This is a genomic window from Singulisphaera photorubra (assembly GCF_045290345.1).
GTDB lineage: Bacteria > Planctomycetota > Planctomycetia > Isosphaerales > Isosphaeraceae > Singulisphaera.
Genome location: NZ_CP155447.1, coordinates 5,401,175 through 5,420,502, shown reverse-complemented (window position 1 = coordinate 5,420,502; position 19,328 = coordinate 5,401,175). Strand labels below are relative to the sequence as shown.

Annotated in this window: 12 protein-coding genes; 6 read left to right on the top strand and 6 right to left on the bottom strand. The window is 62.7% G+C overall.

The features are described 5' to 3' along the window. Window positions 1-457: 457 nt before the first annotated feature. Window positions 458-4,249, top strand: coding sequence for a serine/threonine-protein kinase (locus V5E97_RS20505; protein WP_406693378.1), 3,792 nt, complete (start codon window positions 458-460; stop codon window positions 4,247-4,249). 60 nt (window positions 4,250-4,309) lie between these two features. Here the strand turns inward: V5E97_RS20505 and V5E97_RS20500 are convergent, their stop codons facing one another. The 4 genes from V5E97_RS20500 to rpmA all read right to left on the bottom strand — a co-directional run bounded on the left by V5E97_RS20500 (window position 4,310) and on the right by rpmA (window position 7,692). Next, the gene (locus V5E97_RS20500) at window positions 4,310-5,491 is read right to left on the bottom strand and encodes a GTPase (RefSeq protein WP_406693377.1); all 1,182 of its coding nucleotides are present in this window, start codon (window positions 5,489-5,491) and stop codon (window positions 4,310-4,312) included. Window positions 5,492-5,588: 97 nt separating this feature from the next. After that, window positions 5,589-6,338 carry a type III pantothenate kinase gene (locus V5E97_RS20495; RefSeq protein ID WP_406693376.1) on the bottom strand — a complete coding sequence of 250 codons (750 nt, stop codon included), beginning with the start codon at window positions 6,336-6,338 and terminating at the stop codon, window positions 5,589-5,591. Window positions 6,339-6,342: 4 nt separating this feature from the next. Then, complete coding sequence (obgE, locus tag V5E97_RS20490) at window positions 6,343-7,338, bottom strand: GTPase ObgE (RefSeq protein ID WP_406693375.1); 996 nt, start codon at window positions 7,336-7,338, stop codon at window positions 6,343-6,345. 87 nt (window positions 7,339-7,425) lie between these two features. Beyond that, window positions 7,426-7,692 (bottom strand): 50S ribosomal protein L27, encoded by a 267-nt coding sequence (gene rpmA, locus V5E97_RS20485; protein ID WP_015249678.1) that lies wholly within the window; start codon window positions 7,690-7,692, stop codon window positions 7,426-7,428. A 355-nt stretch (window positions 7,693-8,047) separates the two neighbouring features. Here rpmA and queC point away from each other — a divergent pair, with 355 nt between their 5' ends. Then, on the top strand, window positions 8,048-8,746 hold the full coding sequence (gene queC / locus V5E97_RS20480; RefSeq protein ID WP_406693374.1) for a 7-cyano-7-deazaguanine synthase QueC: 699 nt from the start codon (window positions 8,048-8,050) through the stop codon (window positions 8,744-8,746). Window positions 8,747-8,791: 45 nt separating this feature from the next. Here the strand turns inward: queC and V5E97_RS20475 are convergent, their stop codons facing one another. Then, entirely contained in the window at window positions 8,792-9,610 is an 819-nt protein-coding gene (locus V5E97_RS20475) for a hypothetical protein (protein WP_406693373.1), read from the bottom strand. A gap of 323 nt (window positions 9,611-9,933) precedes the next feature. On the opposite strand from V5E97_RS20475, the gene V5E97_RS20470 reads away from it, so the two are divergent. The 3 genes from V5E97_RS20470 to V5E97_RS20460 all read left to right on the top strand — a co-directional run bounded on the left by V5E97_RS20470 (window position 9,934) and on the right by V5E97_RS20460 (window position 15,631). Beyond that, a complete protein-coding gene (locus V5E97_RS20470) occupies window positions 9,934-10,968 on the top strand; it encodes a S1C family serine protease (RefSeq protein WP_406693372.1) in 1,035 nt (344 codons plus the stop codon). Window positions 10,969-11,421: 453 nt separating this feature from the next. After that, a complete protein-coding gene (locus tag V5E97_RS20465) occupies window positions 11,422-12,972 on the top strand; it encodes a hypothetical protein (RefSeq protein ID WP_406693371.1) in 1,551 nt (516 codons plus the stop codon). Between the two features lie 301 nt (window positions 12,973-13,273). Next, complete coding sequence (locus tag V5E97_RS20460) at window positions 13,274-15,631, top strand: peptidylprolyl isomerase (RefSeq protein ID WP_406693370.1); 2,358 nt, start codon at window positions 13,274-13,276, stop codon at window positions 15,629-15,631. 526 nt (window positions 15,632-16,157) lie between these two features. On the opposite strand, the gene V5E97_RS20455 is transcribed toward V5E97_RS20460, so the two are convergent. Then, the gene (locus V5E97_RS20455; RefSeq protein WP_406693369.1) at window positions 16,158-16,418 is read right to left on the bottom strand and encodes a hypothetical protein; all 261 of its coding nucleotides are present in this window, start codon (window positions 16,416-16,418) and stop codon (window positions 16,158-16,160) included. Between the two features lie 196 nt (window positions 16,419-16,614). Here V5E97_RS20455 and hrpB point away from each other — a divergent pair, with 196 nt between their 5' ends. Then, window positions 16,615-19,179 carry an ATP-dependent helicase HrpB gene (hrpB, locus tag V5E97_RS20450; protein WP_406693368.1) on the top strand — a complete coding sequence of 855 codons (2,565 nt, stop codon included), beginning with the start codon at window positions 16,615-16,617 and terminating at the stop codon, window positions 19,177-19,179. The last annotated feature ends 149 nt before the right edge of the window (window positions 19,180-19,328 follow it).

The window sequence follows — 19,328 nt, the reverse complement described above, 5'->3', positions numbered from 1 at the left end:
CGCGAGGTCCTCAAGTCTTGGAAAAGTTGTGTCCGAAAGACCCTTCAGACGATATGGTTTTCCTGAACGAGTGATGGTCTCCGCTCGACTCGGAATCGAAGCCAGGAAGGGAGATGCTTCCCGTTGCGAGAGTCCGCCTTATTGCGGATCTCCCCGGCAGGCCGTTTGGCCGAATCCATCCGGGTCGGACGAGAAATCCGAGGAATTTTGAGACGGCGACGAGGTCGACCCGCGTTGGATTGGCCACGCTCAACGCCGATTGCAGGATGAGAGGAGACATGGCTTGGCACGCGTCGATGGGGTATAAGTCGATTGACATCGTCGATCGCGATCCCCTATAGTTTGAGGGGGATCGACGCGATTGCATGCTCCTTTCTTACCGTGTCTCCCTCGCAACCCGCTTGCTGCAACGGATGTGCCGCATCGTTGAATTCACCCGTCTTGAGAGAACCGGCTGATGCAGGAACCCGAGCCGTTCCTACCTCCCGAGCGCTCCGACCCTACCAGCTTGTGGCAGGCTCCCGGAGCGACCCCCAAGCCGGGGCGGGGAGACCAGACGCAGCCGACCGTTCTCAGCGGATCGACCGCGCACCGGATGCGGATGCTCGGAGCAGTCACGCCGACTTCGCTCCCTCTGCCTGGCGAGCACATCGATTCGTTTGAACTCGAGGAGGCAATCGGCGTCGGCGGCATGGGCGCGGTCTTCCGCGCGCTCGATGCCCGGCTCGATCGCCACGTCGCCTTGAAGATTCTTCCTCCCGAGCAAGCGGGCGATTCCGAAGTGGTCCAGCGGTTCTATCAAGAGGGGCGCGCCGCGGCCCGGCTCGACAACGAGAATATCGCTCGGGTCTACACGATCGGCCATGACGATCGGTATCACTACATCGCCTTCGAGTACATCGAAGGCACGACGATCCGCCAGCGAGTCGAGCGCAACGGTCCGCTCCCGATCAGTGAAGCGATCAATTTTACGTTGCAAATCGCCGGGGCGTTGGTGCATGCCGCCGAACGCGGGGTCGTTCATCGCGACATCAAGCCCTCGAACATCATCGTCACGCCCCAAGGGCGAGCCAAGCTCGTCGATATGGGATTGGCCCGGCGCTTTGAACGCGGTTGCGACGACGGCCTGACCCAGAGCGGGATGACCCTGGGCACGTTCGACTATATTAGTCCCGAACAGGCCCGCGACCCGCGTGACGTCGACGTTCGGAGCGATCTTTATTCGCTCGGATGCACCCTGTTTCATATGCTTACGGGACGTCCTCCCTTTCCCGATGGCACGGTGCTCCAGAAGCTGCTCCAGCACCAGGAGGATCAGCCTCCCGACGTGCGGGAGCTCAACCCTGACGTCCCGACCGACCTGGCGACCATTCTCGTCAAGCTGATGGCCAAGGATCGCGATCGGCGGTATCAGACGCCCGAGCAACTCGTCCGCGACTTGCTGACTGTCGCCGGTGCGCTCGGGTTGCGGTCGGTGAGTCCCGAAGGCCTGGTCTGGATGTCCGCGGCTCGTCCCCCTGGATGGGAGCGGCACCTGGTTTGGGGCCTTCCTGCCCTTGCGCTCTCGCTGGTCGTCCTGGTGTTAATCTGGTGGGGCCAGGAGCCCGGTGTTCCACTCCCGAGGCCCACGCCCGAGAGGGATGGGAAGCTCACTGATAACGCCGGGGGGCGTCGGCCGTCAGGTCCATCACAGTCTACAGCGTCGCGGACGCCGGCCGGTCCGGCTGAGGCGACCGCCTTGGCTTCGGCCGAAGGGGCCGATCCTCGACCGCGCGAGCTGACCGTCGATTCCGGCGACGACCTTCTCAAGGTTCTCGCCAGCGCACCACCAAGGTCGGTTGTGGTGCTTGCCGACGACGGGCCCTACCTGATCGGCGACCGGGGAGAAGACCTCTCCACCGCTCGGCTTCACGACCGGGACCTGACCATCAAGGCAGGCGCACGGGTTCGTCCCGAGATCCGTCTTTCCCATGAGGCCGACGCATCGAGCGACACTCCGTCGGCTCTGCTCGACTTCGTCGGCGGCCGAGTGACCCTTGAGGGACTTGTTTTTATCCTCGAGCCGGGCGACCAAGAAGACTCGCTCGCTGCGGTTCGCACCCAGGATACGGAACTGACGGTTCGCCGCTGCCTGTTCCGCAGGCGAGGGGAGCGGCTGTGGTGGGGACGTCTCTCGGCACTCGAGGTAAGAGGGAACTGGTCGGGTGAACGCCCTGCGGCCGTCGCCATTGAAAACTCTCACTTCGACGGGGGGCAAGTGGGCGTGCTTGCCAGCGGGCCGGCCGATCTGACGCTTCGCGACTGCACGATGGCAGGTGTCGATCCCGCGGTCTGGTTTGAAAACGGCAAGGCGCCAAGGCCCGTGCCGGCCGAGCTCCGGCTTCAGCATGTCAGCATCGCCGCCGGGGAAGGGCCGATTTTCAGGTTCGAGGGGACCGCGCCTCGGGTTCGCATCGACGATTCGTTGATGGCGCCACCGCGTGAGGGCGAGGCGACCCTGGTCTCGACCGACAGTCCCGCCAGTCTCGACTGGCGAGGCCGAAGTAACCTCTACAACCGAATCGGCATTTTTCTGCAGCCGACGGGGTCTCGTTCCCCTCGCGAGCCGATCCGGGACTGGTCGAGCTGGGAGAGTTCGCTGGCGGATGTCCGTGAGTCGGACTCAGTGTCTGGGCGGGCCCGGGTCTGGGAGGAAACCGATCCCGTCCAGGCGTCTTCGCGCGATGTCCAGAATCCGATGCGGGCATTCCGGCTTCTCGCGACCCACGCCGGATCGCCCGCACTGGGGGCGCGTCTGGATCCTGCGGGAGCGACGGCCTCGGGCGTCAAGGTTGTTACCACTACGCCCGACCTTCGCCGCGAGCCACCCGCAACGACGAAGCCTGAGATCCCGGTCACGGCACCAAGCCAACCGGTTGACCCACCACCCCGGCCGACGACCGTTACCACTGCTTCGACGGACACTTCGGCCTCGAAGCCCAAGCTCAATTCGAGCGGGATGCCCGAGATGCCCCTGATGCCTCCCATGGATCAGGAGCCCTTGCCCACTCGAACCGGCATTGCTCCCGAATCGAGGCCGGTTGAAGCGACGAGCCCTGCCGCCGTGGTCTCGAAACCGAATCTCCCCGAATCCGATTCAGCGATTTTGCGGACGGCCGATCAGTTCCTCAAGGCGTTGAATCAGCCGGACGCGATGGGGGGCACGCTTCGGCTGGCTGCGGACGCCGACTGGGAGTTGCCCACGGCAACGATCCGAGGCAACGTGCGATGGGTCTTGCGTGCGGAGCCGGGGGCGACTCGGCCTCGAATTCGCTTCCGCCCCTCGCCGGCCGACCCCAAGACGCCGACGGCGCGGTCGGTCTGGTTGGAGCTTCGTTCAGGTTCGCTCCAACTGGAAGGGATCGACATCGTGCTGTCCGAGGAGGACGCGCCGAGGGTGGGGCGTTGGGCTGTGTTTGGTGTCTGGGGGGGAGCCGACCTGAGTCTGAGTCACTGCACGGTGACCGTCGAGGGGGATGAGGTGGATTCGGCCATCGTCGTGGTCCCCACGGGTGAGGACGAAGTCGAGGAGGGGAGCGTGGCTCCCGAACCCTCGGCCGCGGTGATCCGGACCACGGACAGCTTGCTTCGCTCGGGGGGCGACATGGTCGACGTGGCCGCCGGGCATCGGCTCGAACTGGAGTTGGACGATGTGATCGTCTCGACCGGCGGAAGTCTCGTCCACGCCCATGGGCTTCCTCGTGGAATGACCTCCGAGCCGATTCGGATCTCACTGACCCAGGTGACTGCGCGGACTTCCGGCGGACTCGTTCAACTCGAGAGTGCAGGGGGGGAACCCGAACTTCCCATCGCCGACGTCCGCGTTCGCGACTCGATCCTCGCCACGACGTCCAAAGGTGCCCCTTTGTTTCGGGTGGATGGTCAGGACGCACTCTCTGCTTTGCGTGACCGGATCAAGTGGGAAGGGCATGGCGTGGCCTATCACCAAATCAACGCCTACCGCCGTGACCAGTCTGCGCAGGTGGGTTCGGTGCCCACCATCTACGACCGCTCGTCGTGGGTGGTCGCCATTGGCACCAAAGAGGCCGATCCGATTCACGGTGATGTCAAGTTTCTCCAGGATTGGGATCCTGACCGGCCCGCCTGGACCCTCAATCGTGATGACGTCCGGCTGGCTCGCGATAGTCCCTCGCCTCGCGCGGGGGCCGACCTCGACATGATTCCAGACGTCGAGCCGAACGAGCCCTGACGCATCGGGGATGACGTTCTCGGGCTCCAATCGGCTCCCTGGGTTCGGTGTTTACGTCGCTCAGCCTGGGCTGGGATGGGAACGGTCGGGTAAGGGGGCAAGGAGTTCACGGAGGGCTTGCCCCGCCGTCGCTAGATCATTGGCTTCGAGTGCCTTGAGTGCCCGGCTGAGGTGTCGAACGTGGCCGGGGCGGAACGGGACGCCGGCTCCGGGCGGAGGGGGTTCAGGAACGAGTCGGCGGGCGATCGCCGACCCGAGCGCTTCGATCCCGTCTCCGCGCTCGGCCGAGACGACCAGGGCTTCCGTCAGAGCCGCATCCCAGGCGGCCGGCAGGTCGCATTTGTTGGCGACGATCAGGGCTTGCTGATGGGATGCGACGAGCCGCCGGTCGGATTCCGTCAGTGGTTCGGAGCGGTCCAGGACGACGAGGATCAGGTCGGCTTCCTCCTGCCGAGCCCGGGCCAGCGCGATGCCTGACGCTTCGATCAGGTCTTTCGAGGAGCGAAGTCCTGCCGTGTCCGCCAGTTCCACAGGCCAGCCATCGAGCGCGGTCCGCACGGTGACGATATCGCGTGTGGTTCCGGGCGTTGGAGCGACGATCGCCCGTTCGTAGCCGGCCAAGGCGTTAAGAAGGCGGCTCTTACCGACGTTCGGCCGCCCGGAGAGGACGACACGCCAGCCCGAGACGAGTTTCAGCCCGAACTCCGAGCGGCAGAGCCAAGACTCCACGCATTCGATGCAAAACCGGCGATCATCGTCGAGCCGTTCGAGACAGCTTCGGATTTCGGCCTCGAACGCCCCATGAGCTTGCTCGAGGAGAATCTCGGCCGTGCGGGTCGTTTGCGCCCGCATCAGGTCGACGTCCGCCTCCGCCGCGACGGCGGATCGTGAGGCGTGCCGGATCCAGGCCACCGGCTGCCTTCGCTCGGCGCCTTCCTTTTCCAACGCGGCAATGACCAAGGCCACTGCGGCCGAGCCTCCGTGGCAGTGGATCTCCACTTCGGGAGGATTGGCTTCGACAACGACGGCCACGACCTCGTCTCCAAGGTCTGCGCCGACGTGACCGAATCGAAGCCGGCCAGGCCTCGATTGCGCGAGCGAAGTGCCCTGGACGGGGCGAAACACGCGGTTGGCCGCTTCGAGCGCCTGAGGTCCCCAGACTCGCACCACTGCGATCGCCCCACGCCCTTCGGGGGTCAGGACACAAACGCGTGCGGCGGGCGAATGGGGGGCCTGGCTCATCGCAGCCTCGAGACAGATCGGATTCGCCTGTGCGAGCGGTTGCGTCTGAACGACTCGTGAGGCAAGTCAGGGATGTGGTTGGTGTGACTCTCTGGCATCAAGGAAAGGCAACCTGAGCCAGGCCTTCAAGCACGAGGTCAGGAACGTTGACGGCCCCCTCCCACTCGATCGTGGAAGCGAGAATCGAGGCGTCGCCGCCGGTCCAGACGAGCCAAGGGCTTGGCGTCAGTCCCACCGCTTGGCGCGTGACTAACTCCCGGATCGAGCCGACCACTCCCCAGAACAAGCCGGCTTCGAGAGCAGGACGAGTGGAGCGACCCCAAGGAGGTGGAGCCTCGCACGGAATAATGAGCGGGAGCTGGGCCGTGAGCAGGTGGAGAGCGCGCGAGGAGAGGGCTAGGCCGGGGGCGATGGCCCCCCCTTGCCAGACGCCGTCGGAGCTGACACGCTCCACCGTGATCGCCGTCCCGCAGGAGACGACCAGCCCGGGGCGTCCGGCCGGGTGCATCGCAACAGCGGCCCCGACCGCGAGTGCCCGGTCGGCTCCCGCGGTTTCCGGCGCATCGAGCCGATGCCTCGTCGGCACTTCCGCGGCCGAACGATACCAGGTCGTCTCGCGAATCCCCCGGTCGGCCAGAAAGCTTGCGAGTTGCTCCGCGACCGGCGGGTTGACGGTCGTAATTGCCCACTCGGAGGAGACTTGCTCCGGATTCCAGCGCGACCAGGTCACCGCCCAGGCCTCGGTATCATCGTTGGGAAGCGCCAGGGACTCGACCACTTTCCCGGCTCGATCGACGCGGCCCCACTTGAGCCGCGAGTTGCCCAGGTCGGCGACGATGCGAAGCACGACGCTATCCGTCCTGGTTCTGGTTTGCCGTTTCAAGAGGACCGTCGGCAGGAGCTTCAGCCGGGTCGGGGATTTCATCCAGGCGGTCGACCAGGTGATGGATCAAGGTGGGAATTCCCTGACCGGTCACCGCCGAGATCGAGAGGACGTCACGACCCAGCTCCGTGGCAAGTCGGGCTCTCGACTCCTCAGCGCCTGTCAGGTCCATCTTGGTCACCAGGAGAATCTCGGGTCGGTTCGCCAGCTCGGGGCTGTAGCGCTCGAGCTCCTGGCGGATGGTTCGGTAATTGGCGAGCGGGTCGGACCCGTCGCTGGGCATCACGTCCACGAGGTGAACGAGCAGGCGAGTTCGCTCGACATGGCGGAGGAACTCGTGACCGAGTCCGTGGCCTTGGTGAGCGCCTTCGATGAGTCCCGGAATGTCGGCCACGACGAAGCCGTGATCGGGGCCGGCCTGGACCATTCCGAGGTTAGGATATTTGGTCGTGAACGGGTAATCGGCGATTTCGGGATGAGCCCGCGAGATTCGGGAGAGCAAGGTCGATTTCCCTGCGTTGGGCAATCCGACCAACCCAATATCGGCGATGACCTTCAGTTCCAGGGAGATCCAACGTTCTTCGCCCGGTAGCCCTTCCTCGTGCTGCCGTGGGGCGCGGTTGGTGCTCGACTTGAAGTGAGCGTTCCCGAACCCACCTCGACCCCCTTGCGCGACGGCCACAAAGTCGCCGACCGCTTTCAGGTCGCGGAGCACATGACCTCGGTCGCGGTCCTTGATGATCGTGCCCGCTGGCACCTCGATCACCTTGTCCTCAGCGCACCGACCCGTACAACCGGACCCTTGGCCGTGTTCACCACGATCGGCCTTCCAATGCCGCTGATGCGACAGGTGCGCAAGGTTGGTAATGCCCTGAACGGCGCGGAGGATGACGCTACCGCCATGCCCTCCGTCGCCACCGTTCGGGCCGCCCCGAGGCACGTATTTTTCACGGCGGAAACTCACGCAGCCGTTTCCGCCGTCTCCGCCTCGCACGTAAATCGTTACCCGATCCACAAACATTGCTATTCCCGTCGCAAACGAAATCCGTGCTCAGTTCTGAGCGGCGGCTGTGGCGAGGGGAACGACATTGATCCGGCGCCCCTCCTGGTCGAACTTGATCTTGCCGTCGATCAGCGAGAAGATCGTCCAGTCGCGGCCGACTCCCACGTTCTTTCCCGGACGCCATTTGGTACCCATCTGGCGGCAAATGATGCTACCGGGTTTGGCGAGCTGACCACCATACAACTTGATGCCGAGCATCTTCGGATTCGAGTCGCGGCCGTTACGACTAGAGCCCTGACCCTTCTTGTGAGCCATCGCGTCACTTTCCTTCGTTTCTTGGCATGTCACGTTGGGGCACGAGCCGGAACACTGGAGCTGGCTCGTTACTCCGACGCCCAAACGAGAGATTGTAGCCGGAGAGTCAGTTGTGCGGCAAGGGAAGTTCAAGCAAGGTTTGGGGCCGCGAAACCCTCCCGCCTGTTTTTCTCAGAGTTCCGGGTCTTCCAGAGCGGGAGCGTCGAATTCCAACTAAAAATGTTCGACGCGTTTTTGAAGGAAATCAGGTGAGGCTGAACCAATGCGTTCCTGAAACCAGGAAACGCAACCGCTTGCCCAGCGGACGATAATCTACCAGGATGGGTGGGCCTGGGAGACGCAAACGGAGACAAGCATGGCCGAAGGGGCGAAGAAAGCAGTTGTCCTCCTGAGTGGAGGGCTGGACTCGGCGACCGCCACCGCCGAGGCGAGGGCGGCCGGGTTCGATGTGTATGCGCTGACGATCCTCTATGGGCAACGGCACGCCGTGGAGCGCGACGCTGCCCGGCGAGTGGCGGAGGCGCTTGGGGTCACTCGCTACGTCGAGCAGGCGATCGACCTTCGCGCTTTCGGGGCCAGCGCGCTCACCGACGAAATCGAAGTGCCCAAGGACCGATCGGCCGAGGTGATGGCCTCGGGGATCCCGATCACCTACGTTCCGGCACGCAATACCGTTTTCCTATCGCTGGCCCTGGCGTGGGCTGAGGCGATCGGGGCGTTCGACATTTTTCTCGGCGTGAATTGCGTTGACTACTCGGGATACCCCGACTGTCGGCCCGAGTTCTTGAAGGCGTTCGAGACGCTCGCCAACCTGGCGACCCGCGCAGGGGTTGAAGGAACCGGCCGATTCGTGATCCACGCTCCTCTGCTGACAATGAGCAAGGAGCAGATCATCACTCGAGGTTTGGAGCTTGGCGTCGATTTCGGGCAAACACACAGTTGCTATGACCCAACGCCTGAGGGCTTGGCCTGCGGACGTTGTGATGCGTGTGCACTCCGCCTGGACGCTTTCGCCAGGCTCGGTTTGACCGATCCGGTGCGTTACAACAAGTAGCGGACGGCTCAACCTGATACCGAGAGGAGCCGTCCGCGACCTGGGTCACCAGTAGATCCACTCGTAGGGCGGCTCGAGGAGCTGGATTTCCCGCTCGCTCAGGTTGCGGTCATCGCCGCGACGGACAAAGTCGATTCGCAACGACTTGTGGCGGACGGTCGGCTTGCCGCCATCGGGCGAGGGGAGGAGCTGATAGCCGTCCGATAGGCCACGGACGTAGATGTTGAAGCGGTCGGCCTTGGGGTCAACGCCTTCCCATACGGCCACGCCGAAAACCGCGTCGTCGATCCCTTCCTTCGTGCTTGGCGGAACCGTACCCATGATGTTGACCGCACCCAGCAAGGGAATGGACGGGTCTTCTCGGGCTTCGATGATCGGAACCGCCTGTGGAAGTACCGTGTCTTCGTAGCGCTTCCCGGTGTCGGTCACCAGGGTAAACTGCGGAACGAACACCCGCGGCTTGCCTGTATGATTGACCACACGATAATAAAGATAATGGACCTGTCTTCGTCCCTTACCCGGAATTTCGGTGGTAATCAAGCGGACAGGCTTGAACGCGAAATCGAGGACCCAGATCCCCTCCTTGTCGCGCGGCAAGAGCGAGGCATCCACCATCTGCACGTTGAAACTCGGCGCACCCCGGCGCACCGGCACGGTACGCAATGGGGGAAGCTTGAAGTCGGGGATTGGCGTGGGTTGCTCAAGGACTTCCTTGGCCCCCTCGTTCCCCTTGTTGGGCGGATCGGCAGGAGCTGCTGCCTCGGGTTTGGCTTGCTCTTGAGCATCCTGCGCCAGGGCGGAAGGCATGCCCAACGCGACGAAAGCCAAAGCGATCGACACCACTCGAATCAGTTCGGTGGACACGGGCCATTCTCCCCAGCGTCGGTGGGTTGGTCTGAAGGGCGACGTAGAGGACGAAAATGCGAGAGGAAAATCCATTGAAGTCTACTTAACCTAACAGGAGCCCGCCGGTTCCGTCAAGACGACCTCACCGGCTTTTGGGGGGTCGCGCAGATTGAGTGGATTGGGTGAAATAAGTCTTTCAAAATTCGTGTCTCTGGGCCGAAATCCTTCGTCGCTCTTGGGTTGAATCCGTGGCCTGGATTCTTACAATGGGGCCGCATCGAGGCGGAGCTTGGAAACGGATCGGGGCTGCGCCCTACCTATTGATGAAGGGACTTCGGACGATGCGCTTGGTCGTGCCGGTCGCCGTCACTGTGTTGGTTGGGTTGGTTTTTTGTGGGGCGCAACCAGGGGGGGCGGCCGAAGTCATCGGGTTGAAGGACGGGCATGAGGTCACCGGCGAGGTGGTTGCCGAGAAGGCCAATGCCCTGTTTGTCGACCTTGGATTTGATATCGTGCGGATCCCCCGCGATCAGGTCGTGCGACGGGGCAAGCCCGGCGGCGGCGGGGATCAGGCGTCGGCTCTGGTTCGCGAGCCCGAAATCGAAGCGAGCGGTTTTTTCAACTTGGGGCCGCTTCGTCCCGCGCCGGTCAAGGAGCTGGTCGCGAAGTTTGGCGAGGCGGTCGTCTCGATCGAGACTCCCTCGGGCAAGGGCTCGGGGTTCATCATCAATGATGATGGCTATACGGTCACAAATCACCATGTGATCCATGGGGAAACCCGGATCTCGGCGGTGCTCTACCAGAACGTGGCGAGTGGCTTGGCCCGGCGTCGAATCGATAACGTCGAGATCGTGGCTCTGAATCCGTTCGTGGACCTGGCGCTCTTGAAGCTGCCGCCCCAGAAGGATTTGAAACTCAGCCACGTGGTTCTGGGTAGTCTGGACGATCTGAATGCCGGCGATGGTGTTTTTGCGGTGGGCAATCCGCTCGGGCTGGAGCGGAGTGTTTCCCAAGGGATCGTGAGCACGCGGAACCGGAATTTCGAGGGGCAGATCTATCTTCAGACCGATGCGGCGATCAACCCTGGCAATTCCGGGGGGCCGTTGTTTAACATGCGGGGCGAGGTGATCGGCGTTACCAACATGAAGGCGACGCAAGGGGATAACCTCGGTTTCGCGATCCCAATTTACTACGTGAAGGATTTTCTCCGGAACCGCGACGCGTTCTCGTTTGATAAAGAGAACCCGAACACCGGTTATCGCTACCTCGACCCGCCGCGCCGGCTCCGTGCCGAGTCGCCGCCACGGGCCCACGAGGATTCGTCCAAGGAGAAAGTCTCGGCGGCCCCTGCGGCCGAGCGTTCCGAAGTTCCGTGAGAGGAAACAAAGGGGGCCGGGGAACGGTTTTTGCTGGGTCTACGGCCCTCTTGATTCTGGTCTGTCTGCGAAACAACGTGCCCCAACTCGCCTAGCAATGGGGGAGCTGGGGGGATTGGCGTGGCAAGTTCCCTCCGCCGGTGCGCCCGGGGGGTGGAGTTCGAGTGGAAACGGAGTTTTCAGCAATGCATACCCCGATGCGGGCGGCTTTCCGCCTCGCCCTGGCCGGTTGGGTCGGCCTGGCTGGTCTGTCGCTCGTGGCGGCCCAGAGCCGGGCCGCGACACCCCCGGAAAACGTCTACCCGGATTCGACGATCGCCTTCCTAAAAATTAACGACGCGACGGCCTTGCGAGTCGTTCAAGCAGAGCCAATTTGGCCAGCTTTGGAACGATCCTGGTCTGAAGTCGTGGCGAGCGGATTTTGCCGAGCGGCTGAAAGAGGCCGGCCAGTCGTTGAAAGGCAAGATCGGTGTCACTTACCAGGAGCTGCTCCAGCTACCTCAGGGCCCGGTCTCGATTGCGGTCGTTCGTCGCGAAGATCCCAAGCTTCCCATCGCGATCCTGATCACCGCTGACGCCGGCAAGAACACCTCCAAGCTGAACGAGGTGTTGACCAAGGCGACCCAGCAGAGTGAGCAGGCTGGCTCCAAGATCGCGACCGAGGTGTTCAAGGGGGCGACTCTGCATGTGATCCAGCCCCCGCCCGCCAAGGACAAGGACAAAGAGAAGGACGACAGGCCCGAGCCTCCCATCGTTTGGACCAACCAGGGAACCGTCTTCATCATCGGCAGCGATGTCGATGCGACGAAGGACCTGCTTGCCAACCCCGAAGGCCGATCCAACTCGCTCGCAGGGGTTGATTCGTACGTCCTGACGCAGAAGAAGCTTGGGAATGACAGCCAGGTTTCCTGGTTCGTTGACCTGGCCAAGGTCATCAAGCTGGCGGTGCAGGGAGCCGCGGCGCAGAACAAGGGCAATGCCGCCCAGGCGCAGCAGATCGAGGCCATCGTCCAGATGACCGGCCTCACTGGCTTGAAAGCCGTAGCGGGGAGCGTGACGCTCAACAAGGGAAGCTTCGACAGCCTGACCAAGACCTTCGTCTATGCCCCGGGTGCTCCCCAGGGCTTGCTCAAGATCTTCTCGCTGCCGCGCGTCAATCTTCGCCCTGAGAGCTGGGTTCCGGCCTCCGTCGCCAGCTACCAGACCTGGAGCTGGGATCTCGATAACGCCTACACCGCGATCAACGACGTGGTGAACATGATCCAGCCTGGCATGCTGCAAGTGCTCGAGCAGCAGCTCGTGGGCCCCAACGGGGGTGAGCCCTTGAAGTTCCAGAACGACATCTTCGGTCCGATCGGCGACCGGATCACCCTGATCAGCGACTTCAAGAAGCCGATCAAGGAAGACAATCAGCGGATGGTCCTGGCGGTCGCCCTCGAAGACGCCAAGGCCTTCCAGGGCACGCTCAACAAGCTGATCGGCATTGCCGGCGGTGCCCCCAAGAAGCGTGAATTCCAGGGAACGACGATCTACGACTTCGAGATTCCCGACGTTCCCAACAACGCCAACCTCGGCAATGCTCGTCAGTTCAAGGGACCGATCAGCGTGGCGGTCGCCAAGGACACGGTATTTGTCTCGAGCGAGCCGACCCTGCTCGAGTTGGTTCTTCGCGGGAGCGGTCCTGCCTTGGCCGATAGCCCGGACTACCAGGCCGTCGCCAAGGAGATTCCCGAAAAAGCGAGCACCCTCTCGTTTGTTCGCCCCGAAGAGCAGGCTCGCCTCTCCTACGACATGGTCAAGAGTGGCCAGTTCGAGAAAGCCCTCCAGGGCTCGGCAGTGGCGGGTGGCCCCGACCTCGGGAACGTCGGCAAGCTGATCGACAAGGACAAGCTCCCCGACTTCTCGATCTTCGCCAAGTATCTGTCGCAAGGCGGCAGCTACGGCCTGCAAGAGGAAGACGGCTTCACCGTCACGGGCTTCACGCTCCGCAAAGTGAATCCCTGACCGAGTCAGACGGATCGTTGTTGAGGTTGCAAACGAGGGCGGCGAGTCGATTTCGATCGGCTCGCCGCCTTTCCTTTTGCGCTCATAGATCTCTGCAGGAACACGACTGGGGAGGAAACTTGTGGCATCGGGTGGACCCAATTACCGCCCCCTCCTCCCAAGAGCGTCCGATGATTTTGGATTTTTCGATTCAAGCCGGGCAATCGCTACGTCCGAAAAAAAGAAGACAGGCATCATGAGAGGTGCGCCGGGCGTGCGTGTCCGGCTCGGGCAGTTCGATCGAGGCGCAGGGAGGTGCCGGATGTTTGACCGGACTTGGGGCGGATTGTTCCTGGAAAGCCGAGAGACCCGTGATGGGGAAACCCGCCAGGCCGGCCGGAGGCATCGTCCCCAGATCGACTCGTTGGAAGAGCGCCAACTGCTTACGGCCGCGCTGGCTTCACTTCCGGATGTCAGTGTGTCGGCCAACCTTGGCACCCAGGTCTCCCTGGACGGCAGCGCGAGCGGCGCGACTTCGCAAAATTTCACCGTCACGTCGAGTAATCCCGACATCCCGGCGAGTATCGCGGTTGGCAAGTTCTTGACCCTGACCGTGACGCACGAGAAGGCCGCCGGCAAGCCTGATGATGTCTTGATTAGCAATAGGCCAATTACCTACCAGCTCTTCGAAGATTTGACGCCATTGACGTCCGGTAAAATCGAGTCGTTCGTGGAGATGACTCCTTCCTTCTACGACGGAAAGATCTTCCACCGGGTGGCTTCCGGTTTTCCCACGGCCAGTGACTACATCATTCAAGGGGGATCCCTGAATGGTACGGGAGCGGGCTTCAGCGGCATTGCGGGCAATCCGTTTGTCGACGAGTTCGTTCAGCAACTGAGCTTCAGCAATAAATATCAAATCGCGATGGCGAACTCCGGGCCGGATACCAACGATACCCAGTTCTTCATGACCACCGGCGTTCCGGAATTCCTCAACTTCAAGCACACGGTATTCGGCCAGGTCGTCTCGGGATTCAGTACGGTCGACGACATGACCAAGGTCGCAGTGGGGGGGACCGACGGAACCACCCCCTTGAGTCCGATCCTGATCAATAGCTCGGCCCTCAGCACCCAAAATCCGAACGGCGTGGTCCACATTGACGCCACGAATGCGGAGGCCGGCGCGACATCGGTGATCACGGTCACGGCCACTGATCCGGCGACCAACACGACGGCAACCCAGTCGTTCAAAGTCACCGTGGCGGCTCCAACGCAGAATTCGCGGGCCTTCATTCAGCAGTTGCCCTTCCCGACCCAGGTCGTGACGACCACACCCGGTTCGGCGGCGCAACCGGCGGTCGTGTACACACAGAACGTCGCGGAGAACCAGAAGAATATCTTCCAGATCCCCGGCGTCGATCCCGAAGGGGACAAGCTGACTTATATCGTGAAGGCAGGTGTAAGCACGACCTCGGGTGTTCAGGCTTTCACGGATATTCCGGCGAGCCAAGGAACCGCGACCGTCGATCAAAATACCGGTATCGTTACCGTGACGCCCGCGAACGGCTTCAACGGGGCGATCAACATGCTTGTTGGTGTCCGCGACCAAACCAATCGTAGTACCTCGGGCGAGGCACTCGACAGTCCGTCCAATTTCAGCTATCACCAAATCATTCTGAATGTCAACGGTGCTACGCCGGTCGCACTCACGCCGATCGCCTTGCCGGTCACGCAGACGGTGGCCGCCGCGAGCCCGACGACCGTCCAGCTCAATGGTGTCAGTGCCAACCCCGCCACCTCGACCGGCCTGACCTACAGCATCGTCTCGCAGCCGACTCACGGGACAATCTCTGAGTTCGACGCGACCAAGGGAACGTTCGTCTACACGGCCGCACCCAACTTCGAGGGACTCGACGGACTGCAGTACACGGTCACTGATCACGGTACCGGCACCACGGATCTGACGAGCCCGGCAGCGGCGGTCACGCTGACGATCACGCAAGCGGCCACGGGATCGGTCAGGCAGGTCGGCAACGTTCTGGTCGTAACCCCCGCCCCGCGGACCGACGGTGGGACCAACATTATTGAGATCACCCAGATTAACGACGCAGCCAATTCGGCCAATGACAAGATCCAGGTCACGATCAACGGAGTGATCGACCAGACCCAACCTCTGGTTCTCGACCTCGATCGTATCGTTGTCTACGGCTCCAAGGCGAGTGATCGGATCACCATCGACCCGAGCGTTGACTCGTTCATGCGAGTGACCCTGGATGGCGGTCACGGCGGCATCAACGTTCTTCAGGCCGGAACGGGATTCACTCGCGAACACGGCTGGTTCGGTGCCAACACCCTCAAGGGAGGCAGCGGCCGGAACGTCCTGATCGGTCGCGAGGGCCACGTCAAATTCCGGCCGACAGCGGCGACGGCCGTTATGTTCGCCGGTAAGGGGCACCCGCCGCGGAAACACCAGCACACCACTCCGCCGACCGGTACATTCTTTCGATATGTGAATGGCCAAATCGTTCCCATCGAGACGCCGGCCGCACGGCCTCACGCTCAGGGTGGAAACATTACGGCTCAGCGTCATCTCGGCCAAGCCCAACGGAAAGCCGCGATGCGAACGGCGCTTGCCGCCAAGTTGCAGAAAAACCAGGGGAACTTCGGCACCAAGGCGTAAGTCGAGACCTCCCTTTTTTTTCCTGCGAGAGGCGGCGTTCGAAGTCGCCTCCCGCCTTTCTGACTCATCCTCAAGACGTCCGAAGCTGGCCGTCATGGGCGGGGCGTTTCCGGGGCGAAGCCGCCTCGGAAACGCCGAACTCAATATCCGTTGTGGCTTGACGGCAGTCATCCGACGAGCGCAAACATCAGAATCATCCTTGTCCCACTGTTCAAAGACACCGCCCAGCTCGCAACGCAAGTCGACCCACCTGCTCTCACCTCCCCCCATATTCTGTTCGCCAATCCTCCGCACTTTGCCTGATTGCCAACGGCAGTCGCTCGAATCGCACGCCGGTTTCAACGGGAAGTGGGCGGAACGCCACGACCTTCCGAAGCGTGACCGCAGTTGGCCCCACTCTGGCCTGACTTTCTCTGCGAGCGCTTTTGCTCACTCCGCGGGAATCTCCTTGCCTATATGCCAATGTGCGAATGCAAGCCGACGCAATGGGCACATCCCCTCGTTCGGTTGCGTGGCGGTATTTCACTCACTTTTCAATGGATTCGTATTGGTACGGCATTTGCGTCTTGTTCGCCCCGTGCTTATTGACCTCCACCGCCGATCGGCGGATGGTGCGGTCAATAAACGGAGGTCCGCGATGAAGTCGCTTTGGAGTTGGATTACCGATCCATGCGTCCACTTGGTCTTGATTGGGCTGGTGTTTTTTCACCTGTCCATGAACCCGAGAAACGATCTCGATAAAACCGACGAAGATATTGTGGTGTGCAAAAAATGCGATCAGACGCATCCAGCGCGAGCCGCTTGCCCGGTGATTGCTACGATCTCTGATTCCGCTCGCGTTCTCGACTGAGCTGGGAGGGGCCGCGGTTGGTCCCAGCTCATTTTTCTTTCCGAAGTGGCTCATCGCGGGAGGACTATCAGCCCTGGTCATTTTGCTGGTATGATCGACTCACCACTCGACCGGGGCCGATCCTCTCGACGTTATGACTCCCCTCCCTATCGACACTCATCTTGCCGAAATTGTCGCCCGCACGCGGGAGCGTCGTAGCCTCGTTCTCGTTGCGCCGCCAGGTGCGGGGAAGACCACCCGAGTGCCGGTTGCGCTCATCAAGGCGGGCGTGCTGTCACCGGCGCATCCCTCACTGGTCTTGCTTCAGCCAAGACGGGTGGCGGCCCGGGCCGCCGCCGATCGAATTGCCGTCGAGAATGGATGGACCCTGGGCGAAGAAGTGGGATATCAGATCCGGTTCGAACGGAAGTACGGACCGAGGACCCGGATCCGGGTCCTGACCGAGGGAATTCTCAACCGGCGGCTGATTGCCGATCCGTTCCTCGAAGGGATCGGCGCGGTGGTGCTCGATGAGTTCCACGAGCGGAGCCTTCACACCGATTTGGCCCTGGCCCTGCTCCGTGAGATCCGCGAAACGGTTCGCGACGACCTGGTGATCGTGGTGATGTCGGCCACGATGGACGCCGAGCCCGTCTCGCGATTTCTGACAGACGCTCCTGTGATGCATGTCGAGGGTCGGACCTTCCCGGTCGAGGTCGTTCACCGCCCGACGGTCCGCCCGTCGTCTCCTGAGGCCGTCGTCGCGGCCGTGGAGGAGGCGTTGGCCGCGGCGGACGGCGATCCGGGCGACATCCTCGTCTTTCTTCCGGGAGCTGAGGAAATCCGCCGGGCAGGGGCCCGGCTCCGGCCCTTGGCTGAGCAGAAAGCGCTGCTGGTTCTGCCGCTTCACGGCGGCCTCTCGACGGACGAGCAACGCCGGCCGCTCTGCCCGAGCGAGCGGCGCAAGGTCGTTCTCGCCACGAACATCGCCGAGACCTCGTTGACCATCGACGGCGTCCGGACGGTCATCGATTGTGGGCTGGCACGCTTTGCCAGTGTCGATCCCCAGCGCGGGCTCGACCGGCTCGAACTGGGGCGAATCAGTCGAGCGTCGGCGACCCAACGTGCAGGTCGTGCGGGGCGGACATCCCCTGGGCGTTGCCTAAGACTCTGGTCGGAACGCGAGCATCGTGGTCTGGCAGAGACCGATCTCCCCGAGATCCATCGGGTCGACCTGTGTGGGACCGCACTCGTCCTTCATGCCTGGGGACAGGCCGACCCTCGCGGCTTCGGCTGGTATGATCCTCCGACCGAACAACGCCTCAGCGCGGCCGAAGAGCTGCTCACCTGGCTCGGAGCGCGCGATGCCGCGGGCCGGATTACACCACTCGGCCGGCAGATGCTCGAACTGCCCGTCCACCCGCGACTCGGACGTCTTCTGATCGCCGCTGCTCACGACGGCTTCGTTCGCCAAGGCGCGGCGCTGGCGGCATTACTTTCCGAGAAGGATATTCTCTCGTTCCAGCCCGGAAGCACTGGGCCTCGGACGACCGGGCGAGGTTCGTCCGATCTCCTCGCCCGGCTCGATCTTTTGGCCGAGGCCGAGCAAGCGCGGTTCTCGCCAGGGCTCCGCGACCGCGGTGTGGATCCCGGAGGGGCCAGACGAGTCGTTCAGGTTCGCGACGACCTGATTCGGAGCAGTCGGCGGCTCCCTGGCGCTCAGGAGTCCTGGAACGAGGAGCCCGATGAGGACCTGATGCTTCGTTGGGTCGTGCTCGCCTATCCGGATCGGGTCGTTCGCCGTCGCGGCAGTGAGGTGACCGGTGTGATGGTCGGCGGCCGTGGGGTCAGGCTGGCGCCTGAGTCGGTCGTTCGGGACTCGGAATTCTTCGTCGCCCTCGACCCGCGTGAGGACCGGCGGGGTGGGACGAGCGAGGCTCGTGTCCGTCTCGCAAGTGCGCTCTCCGTCGAGTGGCTCGAGGAATTATTCCCCGATGCCGTTCGCCGCGAGCGCCTGGTCCGCTTCGATGAGGAACGTCAGAAGCCGGTCGGCGTGAACACGTTCACGTATCGGGGTCTCCCTCTGCGAGAGGACCGCAATGCGCCTGTCACTCCGGACGAGGCGTCGCGAGCACTCGCCGAGTTCCTTCAACCGCGAGCGCCCGAGTTCTTCCAGCAAGATGAAGCGGCCGCCGCCTGGTTGGCTCGCCTCGAGTTTCTCACCCATGCCCTGCCGGACCTTGATCGTCCCGTTTTCGACGACGTGGTACTGGCCGAGATTCTCGCTGAAGCCTGTGCTGGCAAACGTTCGCTCGACGAGCTGAAACGGGGGCAACTTCTCCCGTTGCTCAAGGGACGGCTGACCTATGCTCAGAATCAGTCGCTCGAGGAGCACGCCCCCGAAGCTCTTGTCGTTCCGAGCGGCAGCCGGATCCGCCTGACCTATGAGGCGGGTCGACCGCCCGTTTTGGCGGTGCGCCTCCAGGAGCTTTTCGGCTGGACCGAAACACCTCGACTCGCACGGAAGCGGGTCGCTGTCCTCCTGCATTTGCTGGGGCCGAATTATCGCCCGGTTCAGGTGACCGAAGACCTCGGCAGCTTCTGGGCGACCACCTACTTCCAGGTCCGTAAAGACCTCCGGGCCCGTTACCCGAAGCACTCCTGGCCCGACGATCCGCTGACTGCGCGGGCCGAGGCGAAAGGGAGTCGGAGACTCTAAGCCGGAGGCGTCGCCTCGGCGGGTCGGCCGTGCAGGAGTCGATTCCAACGGTTTTCGGCCGGGTGACTCATTCGTTTCATTTTCATGCGAACCGAGGCAAGGTGTGCGAATGATCGCCCACCTTGTCTCGTTTGCGATTGATTCTGTGG